General features: G+C 72.8%; 21 protein-coding genes, 1 tRNA gene and 1 riboswitch. Of the genes, 13 read left to right on the top strand and 9 right to left on the bottom strand.

Going from position 1 to position 19,594, the window contains the following annotated elements; genetic code table 11:
- Positions 1–27: 27 nt before the first annotated feature.
- The 4 genes from iolD to iolC are packed head-to-tail and all read right to left on the bottom strand — an operon-like array spanning position 28 to position 4,731.
- Positions 28–1,899, bottom strand: coding sequence for a 3D-(3,5/4)-trihydroxycyclohexane-1,2-dione acylhydrolase (decyclizing) (iolD, locus tag ACIRG6_RS13680; RefSeq protein ID WP_365023791.1), 1,872 nt, complete (start codon positions 1,897–1,899; stop codon positions 28–30).
- Positions 1,896–2,813: a 5-deoxy-glucuronate isomerase gene (iolB, locus tag ACIRG6_RS13675; protein ID WP_403322599.1), complete on the bottom strand. Its 918-nt coding sequence runs from the start codon at positions 2,811–2,813 to the stop codon at positions 1,896–1,898. Before iolB ends, iolD begins: the two co-directional genes overlap by 4 nt.
- A 54-nt stretch (positions 2,814–2,867) precedes the next feature.
- On the bottom strand, positions 2,868–3,755 hold the full coding sequence (locus tag ACIRG6_RS13670; RefSeq protein WP_403322596.1) for a Cgl0159 family (beta/alpha)8-fold protein: 888 nt from the start codon (positions 3,753–3,755) through the stop codon (positions 2,868–2,870).
- 13 nt (positions 3,756–3,768) lie between these two features.
- Complete coding sequence (iolC, locus tag ACIRG6_RS13665) at positions 3,769–4,731, bottom strand: 5-dehydro-2-deoxygluconokinase (protein ID WP_403322594.1); 963 nt, start codon at positions 4,729–4,731, stop codon at positions 3,769–3,771.
- A 227-nt stretch (positions 4,732–4,958) separates the two neighbouring features.
- On the opposite strand from iolC, the gene ACIRG6_RS13660 reads away from it, so the two are divergent.
- The 5 genes from ACIRG6_RS13660 (at position 4,959) to ACIRG6_RS13640 (ending at position 9,404) form a co-directional block, all read left to right on the top strand.
- Positions 4,959–5,981, top strand: coding sequence for a sugar ABC transporter substrate-binding protein (locus ACIRG6_RS13660; protein WP_364681308.1), 1,023 nt, complete (start codon positions 4,959–4,961; stop codon positions 5,979–5,981).
- Positions 5,981–7,057 carry an ABC transporter permease gene (locus ACIRG6_RS13655; protein WP_239764681.1) on the top strand — a complete coding sequence of 359 codons (1,077 nt, stop codon included), beginning with the start codon at positions 5,981–5,983 and terminating at the stop codon, positions 7,055–7,057. Before ACIRG6_RS13660 ends, ACIRG6_RS13655 begins: the two co-directional genes overlap by 1 nt.
- Before the next feature lie 7 nt (positions 7,058–7,064).
- Positions 7,065–7,991, top strand: a complete 927-nt coding sequence (locus ACIRG6_RS13650; protein ID WP_403322591.1) for an ATP-binding cassette domain-containing protein — start codon at positions 7,065–7,067, stop codon at positions 7,989–7,991.
- Position 7,992: 1 nt separating this feature from the next.
- Positions 7,993–8,895 (top strand): sugar phosphate isomerase/epimerase family protein, encoded by a 903-nt coding sequence (locus ACIRG6_RS13645; protein ID WP_364681317.1) that lies wholly within the window; start codon positions 7,993–7,995, stop codon positions 8,893–8,895.
- A gap of 95 nt (positions 8,896–8,990) precedes the next feature.
- Positions 8,991–9,404 (top strand): VOC family protein, encoded by a 414-nt coding sequence (locus ACIRG6_RS13640; protein WP_318215473.1) that lies wholly within the window; start codon positions 8,991–8,993, stop codon positions 9,402–9,404.
- Positions 9,405–9,448: 44 nt separating this feature from the next.
- Here the strand turns inward: ACIRG6_RS13640 and ACIRG6_RS13635 are convergent, their stop codons facing one another.
- The 5 genes from ACIRG6_RS13635 to ACIRG6_RS13615 all read right to left on the bottom strand — a co-directional run bounded on the left by ACIRG6_RS13635 (position 9,449) and on the right by ACIRG6_RS13615 (position 13,917).
- Positions 9,449–10,453 carry a Gfo/Idh/MocA family protein gene (locus ACIRG6_RS13635; RefSeq protein WP_403322588.1) on the bottom strand — a complete coding sequence of 335 codons (1,005 nt, stop codon included), beginning with the start codon at positions 10,451–10,453 and terminating at the stop codon, positions 9,449–9,451.
- A gap of 86 nt (positions 10,454–10,539) precedes the next feature.
- On the bottom strand, positions 10,540–11,703 hold the full coding sequence (locus ACIRG6_RS13630) for a Gfo/Idh/MocA family protein (RefSeq protein ID WP_403322587.1): 1,164 nt from the start codon (positions 11,701–11,703) through the stop codon (positions 10,540–10,542).
- Between the two features lie 152 nt (positions 11,704–11,855).
- Positions 11,856–12,200 (bottom strand): cupin domain-containing protein, encoded by a 345-nt coding sequence (locus tag ACIRG6_RS13625; protein ID WP_403322585.1) that lies wholly within the window; start codon positions 12,198–12,200, stop codon positions 11,856–11,858.
- A gap of 304 nt (positions 12,201–12,504) precedes the next feature.
- Positions 12,505–12,819, bottom strand: a complete 315-nt coding sequence (locus tag ACIRG6_RS13620) for a hypothetical protein (protein ID WP_403322583.1) — start codon at positions 12,817–12,819, stop codon at positions 12,505–12,507.
- A 123-nt stretch (positions 12,820–12,942) separates the two neighbouring features.
- On the bottom strand, positions 12,943–13,917 hold the full coding sequence (locus tag ACIRG6_RS13615) for a bile acid:sodium symporter family protein (protein WP_364681329.1): 975 nt from the start codon (positions 13,915–13,917) through the stop codon (positions 12,943–12,945).
- Between the two features lie 239 nt (positions 13,918–14,156).
- Here ACIRG6_RS13615 and ACIRG6_RS13610 point away from each other — a divergent pair.
- From ACIRG6_RS13610 to ACIRG6_RS13575, 8 genes are all read left to right on the top strand, one after another.
- Positions 14,157–14,230: transfer RNA gene (locus ACIRG6_RS13610), tRNA-Pro, on the top strand.
- A gap of 152 nt (positions 14,231–14,382) precedes the next feature.
- Entirely contained in the window at positions 14,383–14,505 is a 123-nt protein-coding gene (locus ACIRG6_RS13605) for a putative leader peptide (RefSeq protein ID WP_302898758.1), read from the top strand.
- A gap of 100 nt (positions 14,506–14,605) precedes the next feature.
- Complete coding sequence (locus ACIRG6_RS13600; RefSeq protein WP_403322581.1) at positions 14,606–15,265, top strand: glutathione S-transferase C-terminal domain-containing protein; 660 nt, start codon at positions 14,606–14,608, stop codon at positions 15,263–15,265.
- Positions 15,266–15,318: 53 nt separating this feature from the next.
- A riboswitch (SAM riboswitch) is annotated at positions 15,319–15,428 on the top strand.
- Positions 15,429–15,459: 31 nt separating this feature from the next.
- Positions 15,460–15,609 (top strand): hypothetical protein, encoded by a 150-nt coding sequence (locus ACIRG6_RS13595; RefSeq protein ID WP_403322579.1) that lies wholly within the window; start codon positions 15,460–15,462, stop codon positions 15,607–15,609.
- Positions 15,610–15,819: 210 nt separating this feature from the next.
- Positions 15,820–16,800 carry an amino acid ABC transporter permease gene (locus ACIRG6_RS13590; protein WP_350726362.1) on the top strand — a complete coding sequence of 327 codons (981 nt, stop codon included), beginning with the start codon at positions 15,820–15,822 and terminating at the stop codon, positions 16,798–16,800.
- Positions 16,797–17,579: an amino acid ABC transporter ATP-binding protein gene (locus ACIRG6_RS13585; RefSeq protein ID WP_364821943.1), complete on the top strand. Its 783-nt coding sequence runs from the start codon at positions 16,797–16,799 to the stop codon at positions 17,577–17,579. The genes ACIRG6_RS13590 and ACIRG6_RS13585 overlap by 4 nt, the downstream gene beginning before the upstream one ends.
- 58 nt (positions 17,580–17,637) lie before the next feature.
- On the top strand, positions 17,638–18,663 hold the full coding sequence (locus ACIRG6_RS13580) for an ABC transporter substrate-binding protein (protein WP_403322575.1): 1,026 nt from the start codon (positions 17,638–17,640) through the stop codon (positions 18,661–18,663).
- 81 nt (positions 18,664–18,744) lie between these two features.
- Positions 18,745–19,491 (top strand): GNAT family N-acetyltransferase, encoded by a 747-nt coding sequence (locus ACIRG6_RS13575; RefSeq protein WP_350726357.1) that lies wholly within the window; start codon positions 18,745–18,747, stop codon positions 19,489–19,491.
- Positions 19,492–19,594 lie beyond the last annotated feature (103 nt).

Here is a 19,594-nt window from a genome sequence, read left to right as displayed (position 1 = left end):
TACCTCCCTTGCGTGAGTGACGGAACGTCAGAGGTGGTGGCGGCGGTCGGCGAGGGCACGCTCGTACTGTGCGCGGGCGTCGGCGGCGGCCGGGCGGGCGGAGACCTCGGCCACCGGAACGTCCCACCAGGCCTCGGCGCCGGGAGCGGTCGCCGCCGGGTCCGTCTCGACGTAGACGCAGGTCGGGCGGGTCGCCTCCCGGGCCGCCGTCAGCGCCTCCCGCAGCTCGCGCACCGTCTTGGCGCGCAGCACCTCCATGCCGAGGCTGGCCGCGTTGGCGGCGAGGTCGACGGGCAGCGGGGCGCCGGTGAAGGTGCCGTCGGCGGCGCGATGGCGGTAGGCGGTGCCGAAGCGCTCGGCGCCGACCGACTCGGACAGGCCGCCGATGGAGGCGTAGCCGTGGTTCTGCACGACGACCAGCTTGACCGGCAGGTTCTCCTGCACGGCGGTGACGATCTCCGTCGGGTTCATCAGATAGGTGCCGTCGCCGACCAGCGCCCACACGGGCGTCCCGGGCGCCGCCTGCTGCACGCCGAGCGCGGCCGGGATCTCGTAGCCCATGCACGAGTAGCCGTACTCCAGGTGGTACTGGCGCGCGGAGCGGGCCCGCCAGAGCTTGTGCAGGTCGCCGGGGAGCGAACCGGCCGCGTTGATCACCACGTCCTCGTCGCCCACCACCGCGTCCAGCGCGCCCAGCACATGGGTCTGCGTGGGGACGGCGTTGTCGTCGTCCGCCGTCAGGGCGGCCTCCACCACCCGCTCCCAGCGGTCCTTGCCCGCGCGGTACTCCGCCTCGTACGACGGCGCCACCCGATGTCCCGTGAGGGCGTCCGTCAGCAGGGTGAGGCCGGTGCGCGCGTCGCAGACCAGGGTGCGGGCGGCGAGCTTGTGGGCGTCGAAGGCGGTGACGTTGAGGTTCACGAAGCGGACGTCCGGGCGCTGGAAGAGGGTGCCGGAGGCCGTGGTGAAGTCCGAGTAGCGGGTGCCGATGCCGATCACCAGGTCCGCGGTGCGGGCCAGGTCGTCGCTGACGGCGGTGCCGGTGTGGCCGATGCCGCCGAGGTCGGCCGGGTGGTCGTGGCGCAGGGAGCCCTTGCCGGCCTGGGTGGAGGCGACCGGGATGCCGGTGGCGTCCACGAACGCCCTCAGCGCCTCCTCCGCCTCGCTGTGGTGGACGCCGCCGCCCGCGACGATCAGCGGGCGCTCGGCGGCGCGGACCGCCCGGACCGCCTCGGCCAGTTCCGCCGGATCGGGGGCGGGACGCCGTACGCGCCAGACGCGGTCGGCGAAGAAGTCCTCCGGCCAGTCGTACGCCTGCGCCTGCACGTCCTGGGGGAGGGCGAGGGTGACCGCGCCGGTCTCGGCCGGGTCGCTCAGCACCCGCATCGCCCGGAGCGCGGAGGCGATCAGGGCGTCCGGGCGGGTGACGCGGTCGAAGTACCGGGACACCGGGCGCAGGGTGTCGTTGACGGACACGTCGCCCTCGGCCGGGTGCTCCAGCTGTTGGAGCAGGGGGTCGGCCGCGTGCGAGGCGAAGTAGTCGCCGGGGAGCAGCAGGACCGGCAGACGGTTGACGGTGGCGAGGGCGGCGCCGGTGACCAGGTTCGTGGCGCCCGGGCCGATGGACGTCGTCACCGCCTGCGCGGAGAGCCGGTTGAGCTGGCGGGCGTGGCCGACGGCCGCGTGCACCATGGCCTGTTCGTTGCGGCCCTGGTGGTACGGCATGACGCCGGCGTACTCGACGAGTGCCTGCCCGAGGCCGGCCACGTTGCCGTGGCCGAAGATGCCCCAGGTGCCGGCGATCAGACGGTGCCGGGCGCCGTCGCGTTCGGTGTACTGGGCGGCCAGGAAGCGCACCAGTGCCTGGGCGGTGGTCAGTCGGCGCGTGACGGTGCTCATGCGGACCTCTCCGGTGCGGTGTAGAGGGGGAGCCGGGGGTCGACCGCCTGGCCGGACCAGGTGTCGCGGATCCAGGCGTGGTCGGGGTGGTCGCGGATCAGCCAGGCGCGCTCGGCCTCCGGACCCGCCATGACGTTGAGGTAGTACATGTGATGGCCCGGTACGGCCATCGACGGTCCGTGCCAGCCGTCGGGGATCAGGACCACGTCCCCGTCACGGACCTCGGCCAGCACGTCCGTGCCCCGTCCCCGCCCGGACGGCGAGACCCGCTGGTAGCCGAGGCCGGGGGTGCCCTCGTGGCCGGCGAACTCGAAGTAGTAGATCTCCTCCAGCACCGACTCCTCGCCGGGGCGGTGCTCGTCGTGCTTGTGCGGCGGGAACGAGGACCAGTTGCCGCCCGGCGTGATCACCTCGACCGCGATCAGCCTGTCGCACTCGAAACCCTGTCCATCAGCGCCTCCGGCGGGGGCCGCCGCGGCGAAGTTGTTGACCTGCCGCGAGCAGTTCCCGGTGCCCCGCAGCTCCACCGGCACCGATGACGCCGGGCCGTAGCGGGCGGGCAGGCGGCGGGTGCAGCGGGCGCCGGTGAGGGCGAACCGGCCGCCGTCGGCGGACGTCACCGTCGTACGGGCGTCCCGGGGTACGTACGCGAAGTCGGTGACGCCGTCGAACACGCAGGCGCGGCCCGTGAGCTCGAAGGTGTCCCGGCCGAAGTCGTCGGCGGTGGCGACCGTGCAGCCGCCGCCGAGGGGGAGGACGATCCACTCGCTGTCGCCGCTGTCGAAGGTGTGGCTGCCGCCGGGCGGCAGGTGGAGCACGCGCAGACCGGAGTAGCCCCAGCCGGCCTTCTCGGGTGTCACGTCCACGGCGTACGGGCCGCCCGCCGCCTTGCCCGCGGGAAGGTGATACGTCATCGGGTCCTCTCCTGTCCTGTCCTGTGTCACGGCTCCTGCGTCACCTTCCCCGGGTCACAACAGGCCGACGGCGGTGTCCACCGCCTGCTCCACCGTGCCCTGCGCGGGGTAGAGCAGCGAGCGGCCGACGACCATGCCCTGCACGGTGGGCAGCCTGAGCGCCTTGCGCCAGCGTTCGTAGGCGGCGGCCTGGTCCGCGGGGGAGCCGCCTATGTCGCCGCCGAGCAGGACCGCGGGCAGCGTGGAGGTCTCCAGGACCTCGCCCATGTCGTCCGGGTCATCGGTGACGGGCAGTTTCAGCCAGGTGTAGGCGGAGGTGCCGCCCAGGCCCGAGGCGATGGCGACGGAGTGGGTGACGGCCTTGGCGGACAGGTCGTTGCGGACCCGGCCGTCGAGCCGGCGGGAGACGAACGGCTCCACGAACACGGGGAGTTCGCGTGCCGCCATGGCGTCGACCGCGCGGGCCGCGGACTCCAGGGTGGCCAGCGAGCCGGGATCGTCGTAGTCGATGCGCAGCAGCAGCTTGCCCGCGTCGAAGCGCAGGCGGGCGATGTCCTCGGCGCGGTGCCCGGTGAAGCGGTCGTCCATCTCGAAGGCGGCGCCCGCGAGACCGCCGCGGTTCATCGAGCCCATGACGACCTTGTTCTCCAGCGCCCCGAGCAGCAGCAGGTCCTCCAGCACGTCGGCGGTGGCGAGCACCCCGTCGACGCCGGGCCGCGACAGCGCGGTGCACAGGCGTTCCAGCAGGTCGGCCCGGTTGGCCATGGCGAGCCGCCGGTCGCCGACGCCGAGCGCGCCGCGCGCCGGATGGTCCGCGGCCACGATCATCAGGCGCCCGGAGTCGCCGATCAGCGGACGGCGTACCCGGCGGGCCGCCGCCTCGGCGATGGCCTCCGGGTGCCGGGCTCTGACCGCCGTGAGGTCGGGGATGCTGAGGGACAAGGCAACGCTCCGTTCAGGGAGTGGATCGCGCGAGGAGGCCGTCGACCTCCGCCCCAGTGGGCATCGCGGAGGAGCAGGCGAGTCGGGAGGCGACGAGGGCGCCGGCCGCGTTGGCGTACCGCATGGTCCGCTCCAGGTCCCAGCCGGACAGCAGGCCGTGGCAGAGGGAGCCGCCGAACGCGTCGCCCGCGCCGAGGCCGTTGACCACCTCGACCGGCACCGCAGGCACCTCGGCGGTCCGCCCGTCGCGGTGCACGGCGAGGACGCCCTCGGGGCCCTGCTTGACGACGGCCAGCTCCACGCCCGCGGCCAGGAGTGCCTCGGCGCAGGCCCGCGGCTCGCGTACGCCCGTGGCGATCTCGCACTCGTCGAGGTTGCCGACGGCGACGGTCGCGTGCCGCAGCGCCTCGGCGTAGTAGGGGCGGGCCCGGTCGGGGTCGGCCCAGAACATCGGGCGCCAGTCCAGGTCGAAGACCGTGATCCCGGCCCTGGCGCGGTGGGCGAGGGCGCCCAGGGTGGCCGTACGGCTCGGTTCCTCGCTCAGTCCGGTGCCGGTGATCCAGAAGACGCGGGCCGCGCGGATCGCGTCGAGGTCCAGTTCCTCCGGATGGATCTCCAGGTCGGGCGCCTTGGGCCGGCGGTAGAAGTACAGCGGGAAGTCGTCCGGAGGGAAGATCTCGCAGAAGGTGACGGGCGTCGGGTACGCGGCGACCGGCGTGACCCAGCGGTCGTCGACGCCGAACTCCTTGAGAGCCCGGTGCAGATAGCCGCCGAACGGGTCGTCGCCCGTGCGGGTGATGACGGCCGTGGCACGGCCCAGGCGGGCGGCGGCGACCGCCACGTTCGCGGCCGAACCGCCGAGGAACTTGCCGAAGGTCTCGACCTCCGCGAGGGATACACCCGTCTGAAGGGGATAGAGATCCACTCCGATGCGGCCCATCGTGATCAGATCGAAATGCCGGACTGACTCGGCCATGTGCGACGCTCCTCGGGCTGGGCGGGGGGCCTGCCGCCTCCCAGGTGTAGGACTGCGGGACGACCCTGTCAAGAGTTTGTACTTACATTCGGACTAGCTCGTGAAATGATGTCTTGACAAAGTATTGACAGCGGGCCCCTCAAGGACTTGTATCCGGTCCCAGCGCAACAGCCGTTCTTCTCCGGTCCGACACACGGCTCCCCGTCGCACAGTGAGGTGCAGGAAAGATGGTCCGCTCTTCGCACGCCCGCTCCCGCAGATTCGCCCCGGCCGTGGCCCTCGCCGCGGCGGCGGCGCTGACCCTCGCCGGCTGCTCCAGCAGCTCCGGGGGCAAGAAGGCCGACGAAGAGGGGGACTCCGGTGCCTCCGCGGGCAAGGCGAACACCCCCCGCATGACGGTCGCCCTGGTCACCCATCAGGCGCCCGGCGACACCTTCTGGGACATCGTCCGCAAGGGCGCCGAGGCCGCCGCCGCCAAGGACAACATCAAGCTCGTCTACTCCGCCGACCCCAACGCGGGCAACCAGGCCAACCTGGTGCAGAACGCGATCGACCAGAAGGTCGACGGCATCGCGGTCACCCTCGCCAAGCCGGACGCCCTGCGCGGTGTCCTCGCCAAGGCGGAGCAGGCCGGGATACCCGTCGTCGGCCTCAACTCCGGCCTCGCCGACTGGAAGAAGCTCGGCCTGACGGAGTTCTTCGGGCAGGACGAGAGCGTGGCGGGCGAGGCGTTCGGCAAGAAGCTGAACGAGGTCGGCGCGAAGAAGGCCGTCTGCGTGATCCACGAACAGGGCAACGTCGGCCTGACCCAGCGCTGCGACGGCGTGAAGAAGACCTTCGAGGGCTCGGTCGAGAACCTCTACGTCAACGGCACCGACATGCCGTCCGTGAAGTCGACGGTCACCGCGAAGCTGAAGCAGGACGGCGCCATCGACCACGTCGTCACGCTCGGCGCCCCGTTCGCCATGACCGCGACGCAGTCGGTGGAGGAGACCGGCAGCAAGGCGAAGGTCGCCACCTTCGACCTCAACAAGGAACTCACCGGCGCCATCGAGAAGGGCACCATCGAGTTCGCCGTCGACCAGCAGCCCTACCTCCAGGGCTACTTGGCGGTCGACGGCCTGTGGCTCTACAAGAACAACGGCAACTACAGCGGCGGCGGTGAGCAGCCGGTGCTGACCGGCCCGGCCTTCGTCGACAAGTCCAACGTCACGTCCGTCGCCGAGTTCGCCTCGAAGGGCACCCGGTGATGAGCACGACCCCGCAGGCCGAGCCGGCGGTGACCGCACCGCCGGCCCCCGGCCCAGGACCCGGCGACGGGCGGACCCGGCAGCGCCCCCTGGCGCTGCGGCTGCTCGCCCGGCCCGAGGTCGGGGTCCTCCTCGGCGCCGTCGCCGTCTACGTCTTCTTCCTGATCGCCGCGCCCTCGGTCCGCGACGGCAGCTCCATGGCGACGGTCCTCTACCAGTCGTCCACCATCGGCATCATGGCGCTGCCGGTCGCCCTGCTGATGATCGGCGGCGAGTTCGACCTGTCCGCCGGTGTCGCCGTGGTCAGCTCGGCGCTCACCGCGAGCATGCTCAGCTACCAGCTGACCATGAACGTCTGGATGGGTGTGATCGTCGCCCTCGTGGTCTCCCTGGGCGTCGGTGCGTTCAACGGCTGGGTGCTCGTCAGAACCGGACTGCCGAGCTTCCTCGTCACCCTCGGCACCTTCCTGATCCTCCAGGGCGTCAACCTCGCCGTCACCAAACTGGTCACCGGCAACGTCGCCACCGACGACATCAGCGACATGGACGGCTTCGGCCAGGCCGAGGCGCTCTTCGCCTCGTCCTTCGACGTCGGCGGCGTCCAGGTGAAGATCACCGTCGTGTGGTGGCTGGTCTTCGCCGCGCTGGCCACCTGGGTGCTGCTGCGCACCAAGTACGGCAACTGGGTCTTCGCCGTCGGCGGCAACAAGGAGTCCGCCCGCGCGGTCGGCGTCCCCGTCACCTTCACCAAGATCACGCTGTTCATGCTGGTCGGCTTCGGCGCCTGGTTCGTCGGCATGCACCAGCTGTTCTCCTTCAACACCGTGCAGTCCGGCGAGGGCGTCGGCCAGGAGCTGATCTACATCGCCGCGGCCGTCATCGGCGGCTGCCTGCTCACCGGCGGCTACGGCTCGGCCATCGGCCCGGTCTTCGGCGCCTTCATGTTCGGCATGGTGAACCAGGGCATCGTCTACGCCGGATGGAACCCCGACTGGTTCAAGGCGTTCCTCGGAGTGATGCTGCTCGGGGCCGTCCTCATCAATCTGTGGGTCCGCCGCGCGGCGACCCGGAGGTGATCGGAAAATGACCAGCAAGACCACCGGCACCCAGGGCGCCGTCCTGGCGGACACCGCCCCCGGGGACGCCGGCCGGCCGCTCGTCGAACTGCGCGGCGCCGGCAAGTCCTACGGCAACATCCGTGCCCTGCACGGAGTCGACCTCACCGTCCACCCCGGCCGGGTGACCTGCGTGCTCGGCGACAACGGCGCCGGCAAGTCCACCCTCATCAAGATCGTCTCCGGGCTGCACCAGCACACCGAGGGCGACCTCCTCGTCGACGGCGACCCGGTGCGCTTCACCACCCCCCGCGACGCCCTCGCCCGGGGCATCGCCGCCGTCTATCAGGACCTCGCCACCGTGCCGCTGATGCCGGTGTGGCGGAACTTCTTCCTCGGCTCCGAGATGACCAAGGGTCCCTGGCCCGTCCGCCGCCTCGACATCGCCCGCATGAAGAAGACCGCGGACGAGGAACTGCGCAACATGGGCATCGCCCTGGACGACCTGGAACAGCCCATCGGCACCCTCTCGGGCGGCCAGCGGCAGTGCGTCGCCATCGCCCGCGCCGTCTACTTCGGCGCCCGCGTCCTCATCCTCGACGAGCCCACGGCCGCCCTGGGCGTCAAGCAGTCCGGCGTGGTCCTCAAGTACATCGCCGCCGCCCGCGAACGCGGTCTCGGCGTCATCTTCATCACCCACAACCCCCACCACGCCTACCTGGTCGGCGACCACTTCAGCGTGCTGCGCCTGGGCACCCTCGAACTCAGCGCAGCCCGGGCCGGCATCACCGTCGAGGAACTCACCAACCACATGGCCGGCGGCGCCGAACTCGCCGCGCTCAAGCACGAACTGGCGCAGGTCGGCGGGGTCGACACGGCGGCACTCCCGGGGGAGGAGCCGGAGGTTCCCGCGTCCCGCGCAGCCGCGTCCGACACCGCCGAAGGGAAGGCCTGACATGCCCGCTGCCCTGGACCGCATCCGCGTCGGCTCGGCCCCCGACTCCTGGGGCGTCTGGTTCCCCGACGACCCCCGGCAGGTGCCCTGGGAACGCTTCCTGGACGAGGTCACCGAGGCCGGTTACGAGTGGATCGAGCTGGGCCCCTACGGCTACCTGCCCACCGACCCGGCCCGGCTCGCCGACGAGGTGACCCGGCGCGGGCTCAGGGTCTCCGCGGGCACCATCTTCTGCGGCCTGCACCGCGGCCCCACCGAGTGGGACGCCACCTGGGAACAGGTCGGCCGCGTCGCCGCCCTCGCCCGGGCCGTGGACGCGACCCACCTCGTCGTCATCCCGTCCTTCTGGCGCGACGACAGGACCGCCGAGATCCTCGAACCGCCGGAGCTCACCGGCGAGCAGTGGACCCACCTGACCGAGGGCATGGAACGCCTCGGCCACCAGGTCAGGGAGACCTACGGCCTGGACATCGTCGTCCACCCGCACGCCGACACCCACATCGACACCGAGGAGCACGTCGAGCGCTTCCTCGACTCCACCGACGCCGACCTGGTCGGCCTCTGCCTGGACACCGGCCACTACGCCTACTGCGGCGGCGACAGCGTCAAACTCATCGAGACCTACGGCGAGCGCATCGGCTACCTCCACCTCAAGCAGGTCGACCCCGAGATCCTCGCCGGCGTGCGCGCGAACGGCGTGCCGTTCGGTCCGGCCGTCCAGCGCGGGGTGATGTGCGAACCGCCGTCCGGCGTCCCCGAGCTGGGCCCGGTGCTCACGGCGGCCCAGCGGCTGGGCGTGGACCTGTTCGCCATCGTCGAGCAGGACATGTACCCCTGCGCACCGGACAAGCCACTGCCCATCGCGATCCGCACCCGCCGGTTCCTGCGCTCCTGCGGCGCCTGACGGCCCGGCCCCCGCCTCCCGCTCGGCGAGCCGTCGTCCGTGCCACGGGCTAGCGTGCAAGGAACTGTCCGTTCGTCCCGTTTTGGGAGGTTCTGATGCCCTCGCGCCTCAATCCGTATCTCAGCTTCGACGGCGACGCCCGCCAGGCGATGGAGTTCTACGAGCAGGTCTTCGGCGGGACCCTCGCGCTGAACACCTTCGGAGCGTTCGGCGACGCCGACGCCCCGGAGGCCGACAAGATCATGCACGGCATGCTGGAGACGCCGAGCGGCTTCACCCTGATGGGCGCCGACATGCCGCCCGGCATGGCGTACAGCCCCGGGAACACGTTCTCGGTGAGCCTCAGCGGCGACGACGAGGCCGAATTGCGCGGCTACTGGGAGAAGCTCTCCGACGGCGGCACCGTCGCCGTGCCGCTGGAGAAGCAGATGTGGGGCGACGTCTTCGGCATGTGCACGGACCGGTTCGGCATCCCCTGGATGGTGAACATCACCGAGCGCCGGGGCTGACCGCCACCGGGAGGGCCGGCCGGTCCGCGGCTGCGGGGGTGTGCTCAGGCCCGCCGTACCTCCGCGACCGTCACGGGGCGGTGCTCGCGCAGCGACAGCGTGCACGCCTCGGCGATCCAGCCCGCCTCCAGCGCGTCCTCGATCGTGCAGGGGGAGGGGCGCGTACCCGCGGCGACCTCGGTGAACGCGGTGAGTTCGGCGCGGTAGGCGGCGGCGAAGCGGTCCATGAAGAAGTCGTGCGGGACACCGGCCGGGAAGGTGACGCCGGGCTCGACCGAGCGCAGCGGCAGCTTGTCGTCCAGTCCGACGGCGATGGAGTCCGCGAAGCCGTGGATCTCCATGCGGACGTCGTGCCCCCGCGCGTTGTGGCGGCTGTTGGAGACCACCGCGATCGTGCCGTCGTCCAGGGTGAGGACCGCGCCCGTGGTGTCGGCGTCGCCCGCCTCGCGGATGTGCTCGGCGCCCCGGTTGCCGCCGACGGCGTACACCTCCCTCACCTCACGGCCCGTCACCCAGCGGATGATGTCGAAGTCGTGCACGGAGCAGTCCCGGAAGATGCCCCCGGAGGCGGCGACGTACGCGGCCGGCGGCGGCGCCGGGTCCAGCGTGGTCGACCGCACGGTGTGGAGCGTGCCCAGCTCGCCGCTGCGCACCGCCGCCCGCGCCGCGACGAACCCGGCGTCGAAGCGACGGTTGTACCCGATCTGGACCGGCACGTCTCGGCCCGCGACCGCCTTGAGGACCTCGACGCCCTCCGCCATGGTGCGGGCGACGGGCTTCTCGCAGAAGACGGGCACTCCGGCCTCGACGGCGGCCAGGATCAGGCCCGGGTGGGCGTCGGTCGCGGCGGCGACCACCACGCCGTCCACCCCGGCGGCCAGCACCGCCTCGGGCGAGGGGGCCACCTCGGCGCCGAACCGCTCGGCGGCGGCCCGCGCGGCGTCCGCGAACGGGTCGGCGACGACGAGCGAGCCGACGGCGTCGAGTCCGGAGAGGGTCTCGGCGTGGAAGGTGCCGATGCGGCCGAGGCCGAGGATTCCGATGCGCATGGGTTCCGCTGCTCCTTGTGTGTGGTTGCCGTCGTGGGTACGCGGGCGGGCCGGCGGGGGTCCGCTCCCGCCCGCCGGGCCCGAGGTCACTCCTCGGCGTGCACCTCGACCCAGGCCCGGCGCTCGGCCGACCGTGCCATCGCGTCCAGTACGGCCGCGCTGTGCACGGCGTCGGTCAGGGTGGCGCCGTACGGGACGCCCTCGGCGATCGAGCGCAGGAAGCGGTGGGCCTCCACCACCTTCAGGTCGTCGTAGCCCAGGGCGTTGGCCGCGCCCGGCTGGAAGGCGGCGAACTCGCCGTGCCCGGGGCCGACGTGGACCGTGCTGACCGGCTGGTCCTGGTACGCCGTGCCCCGGCTGACACCCAGTTCGTTCATGCGGCGGAAGTCCCAGAACACCGCGCCCCGCGTGCCGTGCACCTCGAAGCCGTAGTTGTTCTGCTCGCCGACCGAGACCCGGCACGCCTCCAGGACGCCGCGGGCTCCGGAGGCGAAGCGGAGCAGGCAGTTGACGTAGTCCTCGTTCTCCACCGGGCCGGGTTCGCCGCCCGAGGCACGTGCGTGGCCGGCCGTCGCGGCGGTGGGCCGGGCCCGCTCGGGCAGGAAGACCGCGGTGTCGGCGGTCAGGGACGCGATGTCGCCGAGCAGGAACCGGGCCAGGTCGGCGCCGTGCGAGGCCAGGTCGCCCAGCACCCCGCTGCCGCCGCGCTCCCGCTCGTAGCGCCAGGTCAGCGCCCCCTCGGGGTGGGCCGCGTAGTCACTGAACAGACGGATGCGGGCATGCGTCACGGTGCCGATCTCCCCGGACGCGATCAGCTCGCGGGCGGTCTCGACGGCGGGCGCGTTGCGGTAGTTGAAGCCGACGGCGCTCTGTACGCCGGCCTCGGCCACGGCGTCCGCCACGGCGCGGGTGTCCCCGGCGGTGAGGCCGACCGGCTTCTCGATCCAGATGTGCTTGCCGGCCTCGGCCATCGCCACGCCGATCTCCCGGTGCAGGAAGTTCGGCGCGGTGATGCTGACCGCCCGCACGCGCGGGTCGGCGGCCACGTCGCGCCAGTCGCGGGTGGCGGAGGCGAACCCGAACTGCGCGGCGGCCTCCTCGGCCCGGCCCGGCACCTCCTCGGCGACCGCGATCAGCTCCGGACGCAGCGGCAGCCGCGGATAGTGGTGCCGGACGCGGGCGTACGCCCGGGTGTGCACCCGGCCCATCCAGCCGAATCCGACGACGGCGACACCGAGCGCATCCACCATGAGAGCCCCTCGAGGACCGGACCGTGATCTGTCGAGGCCACCCTGTGCGGACCCTCCGCATCATGTCAACCGTTTGACAGGACAAAGGGGGTTCGGGCGCGTCCCGGGCGGGGCGGAGACGTGCCGCGGGGCAGCCCTGTCCGGGTGACCTGTCAGAGGTTGATCGCGTACGCCTTGCGCAGCGTCTCGTGCACCGTCCACGTCGTCCGGTCGCCCTCGCGCAGGACGGCCAGGTCGCCCGGCCCGACCGTCAGCGTCGGGCCGCCCTCCACCTCGATGGTGGCGGAGCCGCTGAGCACGACGAACAGCTCGTCCGCCTCGGTGTCGGTGACCACGCCGGGGGTGATCTGCCAGATGCCGCGCGCCTGGCGGCCGTCCGCCGACTCCCACACCACCTTGCCGGTGACCTCGGGGGTGCCGGACACGATCCGGTCGGGGGCGAGGGGCTCGGGTTCGAGCTCGGCGTCGGGGACGTGGACAACGAAGCTGTGGGTCATGCGGCGACGCTAGCCGGGACGGAGGGGGCCGCGGGGGCGACAGGGTGTGCCGTATCCGCGGGCGTGAACGGACACTTCGTCGTGCCGTGCGCCGTCGTCGGGCGGATGAGGGGCCGCTCCGTGTCGGCCTCATCACTTCGACCAAGTCTTCGTCGGCATCGCGGCCCTGCGCACGAGGCCGGTCGGCGACAGCGCGGAGCAGACGCCGGCCGGCGCGCGCTGACCGCCCCGGCGGCAGGGGGACGCACGCCGGCCGACGCGAGGACGCGGGGCCGGCGTCGGCGTAGAAGGGGTGCCCCGACGGTCAGGACGACGACAGGCCGCGGGCGTCCAGCTCGTCCGCGCACTCCTCGGGCACCAGCGTCACCGTGAAGGCCGTGTCGCTCCGGTACGTGGGGGACGCGGCCCGCCCCGGTGCCTCGTCGTGCTCCCGGAGCTCCCGGGCGACGCGGTCGGCGATCTCCGCGCAGTCGACGGCGTGGCTCTCCGCGGGAGTCGGATCCTCGCCCGGGGCCCTGGGCCCGTCCGCGTACGGATCGGCGCGGAGCGCGGCGGTCGCGGCGAGGCCGGCCAGGCACAGCCCCGCCCGGACGGCGACGATCCGCCGGCGGGCGCTCACGAGCCGGCCGTCCCGTCGGCGACGGCACGCACGGGTGAGGCGGGCCGCGTGGTTCCCGGGGTGCTCAACTCGGTTCCCTCCTCCAAGGTGCCGGTACCGTACTGCCGGAGGGCCGACCGCGGGTCACCGCCCCCGGCGTGACAGCCAGGCCGCGGTCAGGGAGCCGGAGACGTTGTGCCAGACGGAGAAGACCGCGGCCGGCAGCGCCGCCAGCGGGCTGAAGTGGGCGGTGGCCAGCGAGGCCGCCAGGCCGGAGTTCTGCATGCCGACCTCGAAGGCCATGGCACGGCTCGCCGGTTCGCCGAGCCGGCCGAGGCGCCCCGCGCCGTATCCGAGCGCCAGCCCGAGGCCGTTGTGCAGCACGACGGCGAGGAACACCGTCCCGGCCGCCGACTTGATGGCGTCGGCGCTGCCCGCGACGACCACGGCCACGATCACGGAGATCGTCAGCGCGGACAGCCATGGCAGCGCGGGCAGCGCCCGCCGCACGTACCGCCCCGCCACGAGCCGTACGACGACGCCCGCGAGGATCGGCAGCAGCACCGTCTTGAGGATGTCCGTGACCATGGAACCGGCGTCGACCGGGAGGTACTCACCGGCCAGCAGCAGCGTCAGCGGCGGGGTGACCAGCGGGGCGACGAGCGTGGAGACGGTGGCGACGGAGACCGACAGGGCGACGTCGCCCCGGGCCAGATAGGTCACCACGTTGGAGGCCGTGCCGCTGGGCGCGCAGCCGACCAGGATCACGCCGGCGGCGAGCTGCGGCGAGAGGTCGAGCAGGTGGGCGATCGCCCAGCCGAGCCCCGGCATGATGACGTAGTGCGCGACCAGCCCGAGGGCCACCGCCCAGGGACGCCGGGCGACCCCGCGGAAGTCCTCCGGCGTCATGGTGACGCCCATGCAGAACATCACCACGCCCAGCAGGTACGGCACCGCCTCGCCCCACCCGGTGAAACTCCCCGGCAGCAGGAGGCCGAGGGCGCCCGCCGCGAGGACGAGGAGGGGGAAGACGGTGACGGCACGGCGCGCGGAGCGGTCGCCGGTGGGACGGTCGCCGGTGGGCCGGTCACTGAGGTGTTCGGGTCGTTCGGTTCGCACCGTGCGAGGTAACGCCCGGCGGCGGGCGGGACGCAATGCCGTCTCGCGATGTGATCATCCAGACGGCTCGCGCCGACTGGCCGCTGTACGGCCGGCCTCTGCTCAGTCGCGGCCCATCCGATCCTCGCCGGGCGCTCCGCGGGGGGACGGCCGGCGACTCCGCCCCGCCCGGCGGATGGGGTAGGGTTGACCTGCGTGATCACACGGAAACCGTCACCAGCGGACCGTGCGACGCACACCGGGACGTGGCGCAGCTTGGTAGCGCACTTGACTGGGGGTCAAGGGGTCGCAGGTTCAAATCCTGTCGTCCCGACGGTGGCGAAGGGTCTTCGCGAGCAATGGCTCGCGGGGGCCCTTTCTCGTGCCGGCCCCGCACGCGGCGGACCACAGCGTGGACGCCCCCTTGACGCACCCCGGACACCGGCCGACACTTCCCAGGTAATCCTAGTGAACGGGTAGGGAAACATGGGGAGCATCGAGCCGGCCGTCGCCGACGCGGGCCGTACGCCGCACCCGTCCCCTCTGCTCACCTCCCGCCGCCACATCGACCTCCTCCGCGTCTGCAGCGCCATCAGGCCGCAGGACTGAGCCGAACCGAGCCGAGCCGGGCCGAGCCGTGCCCGCTCGCGGCCGGCCGCCGCCGCTTCCGCCGCGCGTGTCTCCACGCCCCCCGCATCCGAGGAGAACCATGTCCGTCATCCCGCTCGCCCCCGCCCCCGCCTTCCGGGGACGCATCGGCCGCGACCCCCGCAGCGGCCACTACGCCGTGCCGCGCCGCTACCGCCTCCACCTGTCGCCCGGCCACGACGACTGTCTGCGCATCGCCGTCGTCCACAGCGCGCTCGGGCTGGACGAGGTGTGCCCGGTGACCCTCCTCGACCCCGGCGCCGACTGCGCCGACGGCGGTCACCCCGCGCTGCGTCCGCTGTACGAGGCGAGCGCGCACCACTACCGGGGCCCGGCCGTCGCGCCGGTGCTCAGCGACGACTGGTCGGGCCGGATCGTGAGCACCCACGCGCCCGACATCATGCGCGACCTCGCCCGGCACTTCGCCTCCGCCGGCCCCGAGCTGTACCCGCGCGGCGAGGACGCGGCGATCGAGGCCGTCGAGCTGCTCTGCGCCCGGGCGGCCGACCCGGCGGTGCTGGACCTGCTGGAGGAACGGCTGACCGACCGCCCCTACGTCCTGGGGGAGCGGCTCACCGCGGCCGACGTCGAGGTGTGGGTGGCCCTGACCCGGCTCGACACCGCGCACCGCACGGACCGCCACCCCGCCCTGTGGTCCCACGTGCGGCGCCTGAGCGCGCACCCGGCCTTCGCGCGCCACCTCGGGGGCCGTCCCACCTGACGGAACGGCGTTGACACGAGCACGGTCAACTGCCTTACTTACGGACCAAGAACGGTCATGAGCGTCAGCGACAAGCCCTGGCTTGCTGACCGGCAACCCTCGCTCCGCGGTGGGGTGCCCCAGGTGACGACCGGACCGGATGACACTTCGGTAAGCGCGAGGCCCACGGGGCCGGAACAGTGACGGTGACGGACATGTACGCAGCTTCCAGGACGGCGGACCGCCGCCCCCAGGGCGCCGTACGCCCGTACCCGAGCCCACTCGTCGCCGACCGGACCGTCGATCTGCTCCGCGTCAGCAGCGCACTGTGTACCGACCGCGGCCGCGGCCGCCGCCGGGGCTGACCTCCTTCCCGGACCCCAGCCCTCGCAGCGGCAGCCCGGCCACGACGAACACCGCCCACGCGGTGTGCCGTTGTCCGTCCCGCCTCGGTCCCGTGCCCTGCCCCGTGCGCCGCCTCGCGCTCCGGAGCGGCTCCCGCCGCGCCACCGCGCCGTAGCGGCCCACCGCCGTCCGCACGACCCCGGGGTGTCCGAATCCACCGGAGTCCTCCCATGAGCGAACCCCCGGGCGCCGCCGTGTCCCTCGTCGAGGCACCGCCCGCCACCGACAGCCCCCGGCCACCCACCGCACAGCGGGTGCTGCCGCTGCGCCGGCCCGGCCGCTGGATCGCGACCGCCGCCGTCCTGGTCGTCGTCGCCCAGATCGTCCACGGCCTGGCCACCAACCCCTTCTACCAGTGGGACCGCTTCCGCTACTGGTTCCTGCGCCCCACCATCCTCGACGGCCTCCTCATCACCCTCGAAGTGGCCGCGCTCAGCGCCGTGCTCGGCCTGCTGGGCGGCGTCCTGCTCGCCCTCGCCCGGCTCTCCGGCAGCCCGGTCCTGCGCGCCGTGAGCTGGACCTACACATGGCTGTTCCGGTCCGTCCCCCTGATCGTCGTCCTGATCTTCCTCTACAACTTCTCCGCCCTGTACCAGACGTTGAGCCTGGGCGTCCCCTTCGGACCGGCCTTCGTGACCTTCGACGAGTCCCGGCTCGCCACCGACCTGGCCGTCGCCGTCGTCGGCCTCAGCCTCAACGAGGCGGCCTACGCCTCCGAGGTGGTCCGCGGCGGCATCCTCTCCGTCGACCAGGGCCAGCACGAGGCGGCCGCGGCCCTCGGCCTGCCGAAGGGCTACCAGTTCCGCCGGATCGTCCTGCCGCAGGCCCTGCGGTCCATCACCCCGAACTACGTCAACCAGCTCATCGGCCTCATCAAGGGCACGTCCCTGGTGTTCTACGTGTCCCTGCTCGACCTGTTCGGCTCGGTGCAGACCATGGGCAGCACCTACCCCGGCGACATCGTGCCGCTGCTGCTGGTCGCCACCGTCTGGTACCTGCTCCTCACCAGCGCCGTGTCCGTCGTCCAGTTCTACGTCGAGCGGTACTTCGCCCGGGGAGCGACCCGCAGCCTGCCGCCGACGCCCCTGCAGAAGGCGCGCGCCGGCCTCACCGAGGTCAGGGCCCGGCTGCGCCGGGAGGCCGCCGTATGATCACCGCCACCGACATCACCCCGGCCGCCCTCGAGGTGCACGGCGTCCACAAGTGGTACGGGACCCACCACGTGCTCGACGGCATCGACCTGACGGTACGGCCCGGCGAGGTCACCGTCGTCCTCGGCCCGTCCGGCTCCGGCAAGTCGACGCTGCTGCGGGTCGTCAACCACCTGGAGAAGCCCGACGTCGGCCACGTCAGCGTCGGCGGCGAGCCGATCGGCGTACGGCGCCACGGCACCCGGCTGAAGGAGCTCGGCGAGCGGGCCATCCTGCGCCAGCGCGGCCGGATCGGCTTCGTCTTCCAGAACTTCAACCTGTTCCCGCACCTGACCGTCCTCGACAACGTCGCCGCCGCCCCCGTCGCCACCGGAAAGCTCCCCCGCGACGCGGCCCGGCAACTGGCCCGCGACCTGCTCACCCGCGTCGGCCTCGGCGACCGGACCGGCGCCTACCCCCGCCAGCTCTCGGGCGGTCAGCAGCAACGCGTCGCCATCGCCCGCGCCCTGGCCCTGCGGCCCGGCATCATCCTCTTCGACGAGCCGACCTCGGCCCTCGACCCCGAACTGGTCGGCGAGGTCCTCGCCGTCATCAAGGACCTGGCGACCAGCGGCACCACCCTCGTCATCGTCACCCACGAGATCGGCTTCGCCCGCGAGGTCGCCGACCGCATCGTCTTCATGGACGACGGCCGGATCGTCGAACAGGGCCCGCCCACCGAGGTGCTGGACCACCCGCGGCACGAACGCACCCGGGACTTCCTCGCCAAGGTCCTCTGACCCCCACCGCTCCCGCACCGCCCCCATCTCCCCATCCCTCCCAGCGACAAGGACAGCCATGCGCCACCACCTCTCCCTCTCCCGACGCGGTCTGCTCCGCGGCATCACGGCGGCGACCGCCGCGACCGCCCTCGCCACCGGGCTCGCCGCCTGCGGCGGAGACAGCGACGCCGCCACCACGACCGACGCCGCGGGCACGGTGACGGTGGGCCGGCTGTCCAACGGCGCCGCGAAGGAGACCACGCTCAAGGTCCCGGAAGTGAAGTCGATCAGCGCCCGCCTGCCCGAGTCGGTCCGCAGCAGCGGCAAACTCGTCATCGGCGTCGGCGCCCTGCCCGACGGCTTCCCGCCGCTGGCGTACGTCGGCGACGACCAGAAGTCCCTCACCGGCGCCGAACCCGACCTGGCCCGGCTGGTCGCCGCCGTGCTCGGACTGGAGCCCGAACTGAAGAACTCCACCTGGGAGAACATGTTCGTCGGCATCGACAGCGGCCGCACCGACGTCGCCTTCGCCAACATCACCGACACCGAGGAACGCAAGCGCAAGTACGACTTCGCCTCCTACCGCAAGGACGACGTCGGCTTCGAGGTGCCGAAGAAGAGCACCTGGAACTTCGACGGCGACTACCGCAACCTCGCGGGCAGGACCGTGGCCGTCGACAACGGCACCAACCAGGAGAAGATCCTCCTGGAGTGGCAGGCGAAGCTGAAGCAGGAGGGCAAGCAGCTCACCGTCAAGCACTACGCCAGCAAGAGCAGCACCTACCTGGCGCTGACCGGCGGGAAGATCGACGCCTACTTCGCCGCCAACCCGGGCGTCGCCTACCACATCACCCAGACGGCGAAGTCCCCCAACGCCACGCGCAGCGCGGGTACGTACTCGGGAGCCGGCGCCTCCCTCCAAGGGCTGATCGCGGCCACCACCAAGAAGGACAGCGGGCTCGCCGAGCCGATCGCGGACGCCATCGACCACCTGATCGAGAACGGCCAGTACGCGAAGTGGCTGTCCGCCTGGAACCTCTCCAGCGAGGCCGTCGAGTCCTCCGAGGTCAACCCGCCCGGACTGCCGCTCGACAACTCCTGACGCTCCGTCACCGACGTGTCCCCACGGTCGGTTCAGTCCGCAGTCCGCAGTCCGCAGTCCGCAGGAAAGGATCCCGCACCCGTGACCCAGCCGACCGCCCTCCGCGCCGACGCGGCCCCGGCCGCCCCCGCCCCGCACCCTCTCGACAACGCCGCTTGGGCCGCCCTGACCGGCCCGCACGCCTCCTTCGCCGAACGCCTCGGCAAGGCCGCCCGCTACCCCTCGGACGTGGCCGTCTTCGCCGCCCTCGAGGACCCCGCCGACCCGGCCGCCTGGGCCGACCTGCACCGCCTGGTCGGTCCGGACACGGTGGTGGCGGTACCCGGCGCGCCCACCGTCCCCGAGGGCTGGCGGACCTCCGGCGGCGTGCCCGGCGTCCAGCTCGTCGACACCGCCCTGCACGCCGAACCCGACCCCGAGGCCGTACGGCTCGGGCCCGCCGACGTCCCCGAGATCCTGGACCTGGTCGCCCGCACCCGGCCCGGCCCGTTCCTGCCCCGCACCGTGCTCCTCGGCACCTACCTCGGTATCCGGCACCGGGGCCGGCTGGTCGCCCTGGCCGGCGAACGCCTCAGACTGCCCGGCTGGACCGAGATCAGCGCCGTGTGCACCGACCCGGACCACCGCGGCCGGGGCCTCGCCACCCGCCTGGTCCGTGCCGTCGCCGCGGGCATCCGCGAACGCGGCGACACCCCGTTCCTGCACGCCGCCGCGAGCAACACCCGGGCCATCGGGCTGTACGAGTCCATCGGCTTCACCCTGCGCCGCCACACCGACTTCCGTGACGTGCGCACGCCCGGCCCAGCCGCCGCGCCGGGGGCGTGGTGACCGACGGCGCGAGCACGGCGGCGCCGCCCGTACGGCCCACCCGGCGGACGGAGACGGACGCGGCGGGCGCCGCCCGCTCCGTCCGCCTCCGCTCCCGGCCCCG

It is taken from the genome of Streptomyces flaveolus (assembly GCF_044765825.1).
Taxonomy (GTDB): Bacteria; Actinomycetota; Actinomycetes; order Streptomycetales; family Streptomycetaceae; genus Streptomyces; species Streptomyces flaveolus.
This window is presented reverse-complemented; position numbering and strand designations above follow the sequence as displayed.

What these genes read in the sequence shown, in the direction of transcription:
- ACIRG6_RS13600 (WP_403322581.1), top strand. Translation starts at nt 14,606, where the DNA reads ATGTCCGTCATCCCGCTCGCCCCCGCCCCCGCCTTCCGGGGACGCATC.
- ACIRG6_RS13650 (WP_403322591.1), top strand. Translation starts at nt 7,065, where the DNA reads ATGACCAGCAAGACCACCGGCACCCAGGGCGCCGTCCTGGCGGACACC.
- ACIRG6_RS13635 (WP_403322588.1), bottom strand. Translation starts at nt 10,453, where the DNA reads ATGCGCATCGGAATCCTCGGCCTCGGCCGCATCGGCACCTTCCACGCC.
- ACIRG6_RS13595 (WP_403322579.1), top strand. Translation starts at nt 15,460, where the DNA reads ATGTACGCAGCTTCCAGGACGGCGGACCGCCGCCCCCAGGGCGCCGTA.
- iolD (WP_365023791.1), bottom strand. Translation starts at nt 1,899, where the DNA reads ATGAGCACCGTCACGCGCCGACTGACCACCGCCCAGGCACTGGTGCGC.
- ACIRG6_RS13605 (WP_302898758.1), top strand. Translation starts at nt 14,383, where the DNA reads ATGGGGAGCATCGAGCCGGCCGTCGCCGACGCGGGCCGTACGCCGCAC.
- ACIRG6_RS13660 (WP_364681308.1), top strand. Translation starts at nt 4,959, where the DNA reads ATGGTCCGCTCTTCGCACGCCCGCTCCCGCAGATTCGCCCCGGCCGTG.
- ACIRG6_RS13580 (WP_403322575.1), top strand. Translation starts at nt 17,638, where the DNA reads ATGCGCCACCACCTCTCCCTCTCCCGACGCGGTCTGCTCCGCGGCATC.
- iolC (WP_403322594.1), bottom strand. Translation starts at nt 4,731, where the DNA reads ATGGCCGAGTCAGTCCGGCATTTCGATCTGATCACGATGGGCCGCATC.
- ACIRG6_RS13625 (WP_403322585.1), bottom strand. Translation starts at nt 12,200, where the DNA reads ATGACCCACAGCTTCGTTGTCCACGTCCCCGACGCCGAGCTCGAACCC.
- iolB (WP_403322599.1), bottom strand. Translation starts at nt 2,813, where the DNA reads ATGACGTATCACCTTCCCGCGGGCAAGGCGGCGGGCGGCCCGTACGCC.
- ACIRG6_RS13590 (WP_350726362.1), top strand. Translation starts at nt 15,820, where the DNA reads ATGAGCGAACCCCCGGGCGCCGCCGTGTCCCTCGTCGAGGCACCGCCC.
- ACIRG6_RS13655 (WP_239764681.1), top strand. Translation starts at nt 5,981, where the DNA reads ATGAGCACGACCCCGCAGGCCGAGCCGGCGGTGACCGCACCGCCGGCC.
- ACIRG6_RS13645 (WP_364681317.1), top strand. Translation starts at nt 7,993, where the DNA reads ATGCCCGCTGCCCTGGACCGCATCCGCGTCGGCTCGGCCCCCGACTCC.
- ACIRG6_RS13585 (WP_364821943.1), top strand. Translation starts at nt 16,797, where the DNA reads ATGATCACCGCCACCGACATCACCCCGGCCGCCCTCGAGGTGCACGGC.
- ACIRG6_RS13630 (WP_403322587.1), bottom strand. Translation starts at nt 11,703, where the DNA reads ATGGTGGATGCGCTCGGTGTCGCCGTCGTCGGATTCGGCTGGATGGGC.
- ACIRG6_RS13640 (WP_318215473.1), top strand. Translation starts at nt 8,991, where the DNA reads ATGCCCTCGCGCCTCAATCCGTATCTCAGCTTCGACGGCGACGCCCGC.